Source organism: Microcoleus sp. Pol11C3 (assembly GCF_036701485.1).
Classification (GTDB): Bacteria; Cyanobacteriota; Cyanobacteriia; order Cyanobacteriales; family Microcoleaceae; genus Microcoleus.
On record NZ_JAUBQW010000269.1, the window covers coordinates 1 to 2,431 of the forward strand.

General features: G+C 42.3%; 2 protein-coding genes and 1 pseudogene. 1 reads left to right on the forward strand and 2 read right to left on the reverse strand.

Annotation, left to right across the window (positions count from 1 at the left end; all coding sequences use genetic code 11):
- Positions 1 to 117: 117 nt before the first annotated feature.
- Positions 118 to 736: pseudogene (locus QUA40_RS28340) on the forward strand (transposase); the annotation flags it as partial.
- A gap of 583 nt (positions 737 to 1,319) precedes the next feature.
- On the opposite strand, the gene QUA40_RS28345 reads toward QUA40_RS28340, so the two are convergent.
- Positions 1,320 to 1,571 (reverse strand): glycosyltransferase, encoded by a 252-nt coding sequence (locus QUA40_RS28345; protein ID WP_333131984.1) that lies wholly within the window; start codon positions 1,569 to 1,571, stop codon positions 1,320 to 1,322.
- A gap of 22 nt (positions 1,572 to 1,593) precedes the next feature.
- Positions 1,594 to 2,343 (reverse strand): hypothetical protein, encoded by a 750-nt coding sequence (locus tag QUA40_RS28350; protein ID WP_333131986.1) that lies wholly within the window; start codon positions 2,341 to 2,343, stop codon positions 1,594 to 1,596.
- Positions 2,344 to 2,431: the final 88 nt, after the last annotated feature.

Sequence of the window (2,431 nt, forward strand, 5' to 3'; positions counted from 1 at the left end):
TTAAGTATGAATGGATTGAGATATCTGCTTATAAGAGTTGGGGAACTTTTGTTACATCTGTGGAAAAAATCCTGAAAGAATTTGGAAAAAACTATGTAATTAATTTTGTCTAGCTACTTAGTAAGTTTAAGTCAGCCCCACATTCGCCCGATAGTCAGAGGAAAAGCCGGAAAAAGCGTAGAGTTTGGAGCCAAACTATCAGCCTGTTGTTTTGAAGGATATGTATTCTTAGACCGGATGAGCTGGGATAACTTTAATGAATCAGGAGACTTACAAGCACAAGTAGAAGCATATCATAGGTTCACAGGATATTATCCAGAATCCGTTCATGCAGATCGCATTTACCGAAATCGGGAAAACCGAGCATGGTGCAAAGAAAAAGGAATTAGAATCAGTGGACCGCCCCTAGGAAGACCGCCAGCAAATGTGAGTAAATCAAAAAAGAGGCAAGCATTGGAAGATGAGAGGATTAGAAATGCAATTGAGGGCAAGTTCGGACAGGGGAAACGAAAATTCTGCCTGAATTTGGTCATGACCAAACTTGACAATGCCTCGCTCTCCAGCCATTGCAATTACTTTTTTAGTAATGAACCTTTCTACCTGGTGGCGCCGGGTTTTTTTTGTGTTTTTATGCCGTTCCGGGAAAACAATCCCTGTTTTTGGAATTAACATAAGGGTCGCTTATATTTCTATCAAATTGAGGCAGGAAAAACTCATCTTAACTCGCCTTGAATAGATCGCTCGCTCCTGTTATGGGGCAAGTGATGTATTATTCAGCAAACCCTAGGTACAACCGATGCAATTACATTTGAAACGTTTATCATCCGAAAACTCGTACCAAGAGTAGGGAAAGGTGCTTGTGTAGTGATGGATAATTGTACTATTCATACCGGAGAAGAAGTATAAAAAGCTATCTAAAAAAAAGGCTAAAATTAATATACTTGTCGCCCTATTCGCAGGATTGCTCATAAACGTAAAAATTTATGCTCAAAACTTAAAAATATTTTCCGTTCTATCAAGACGACTAATTATCAAGAGTTAGGAAAAGCGATCGAGTTTGCATTTAATCAAGTTACATCAGAAAATTTTTGGAATTGGCGCAAGTCACTGCTGTTATCGTACCTCATCTTTCTGAGAAATGCTATAGCTAGACTTTTATTAAAATTAAAACAACTGCTTAGTAGTTGAATTCAACAGGTAAAAATTGAAAAAAATTGGATGGGTTGCCAACAGCTAGGATTTGGGATTGAAAATTCTACAAAAATCCGAGGCTTTGAGTCGCCGGAGCCTCCAAAACCTCACATTTCTCCCCTCACTTTTCAAGCTGGTTTCAATCTTTCGAGTACCAACTCAGCGCGCCGCCGTGCAACTTTTTCCCACGTAAATTCCTGTGCCCGCGATCGGGCAGAGTCACTCATCCGAAGCCGCAACTCGGCACAACCAGCTAGCTGTTGCAAGCCCGTCACTAGCGCTTCTTCATCATAGGGCGAAACAATTATGCCATCTTTGCCATCTCGGGCAATGCTGCCCGCTCCCATAGGGGACGTGAGAACTGGCAAACCGTTAGCCATCGCTTCATAAGTAACCAGCGGACTACCTTCTTCGAGACTGGGAAAGGCAAAAAAAAAAGTCAGCTTCGCGATAAGCAAGGGCAATATCGCTGGTGTAATCCCTATGAATTACATCTGAGTGTGCTAAAATTCTGCTGCAAGTTTCAGCAATTGCTGGCTCCATACTTCCACAAAGCATTAGTCTGCCTTTAATTCCCGCTTTTTCCCAAGCCCGCAACAGCAAATGAGCTCCTTTTCTGACGCAAACGCTGCCCACAAACAAAACAGTAATCGTGTCTGATAGTGGCTTGTCGCTCAAAAAATGCGGGAAGCACTTGGGAGACCACCCGTAACTGGTAAGGATCAGTTTATGTTCGGGAACTCCCGCTCCCATAAAAGATTTTTTGACCTCGGGACTCGGACAAAAAATGAAATCAGCCAAACTAATTTCTTCATCTTCTTGCTGAATCATATCAGCAGTAATTTTGTGTTGGGGAGCGACTCCCAAGCGGCTGTAAGCATCATCAATAATAAATTTTGCCTGCTTTGTATAGCAGTTGATGTGGTGCAAAAAAATCGGTTTGCTCTGCTGCTTCACTTTCCTAAAGATTTCGATAGAAGTGTTAGGCCACAAGTAAATTGCATCAAAATCCTTGACATCTCTGAGGAAACGCTTTTCTGTAAAATCTCTATGCCCGTCAGCGATTCGGTAATACAGCCATTTGAGGTATCTGGGTACAGCTTCCACAAAATTCGGTCTGCGACATGACGGAGCGCAATTTGGAACAACCATGCGGACTTGAGAGGTATAAGTTCACGGGGTTAGCCTGGCAGAAGAGAGGGAGAAATCTGACCAGAACGAGCACTCAAAACAGATTCAG

What these genes read in the sequence shown, in the direction of transcription:
- QUA40_RS28345 (WP_333131984.1), bottom strand. Translation starts at nt 1,571, where the DNA reads ATGGCTAACGGTTTGCCAGTTCTCACGTCCCCTATGGGAGCGGGCAGC.
- QUA40_RS28350 (WP_333131986.1), bottom strand. Translation starts at nt 2,343, where the DNA reads ATGGTTGTTCCAAATTGCGCTCCGTCATGTCGCAGACCGAATTTTGTG.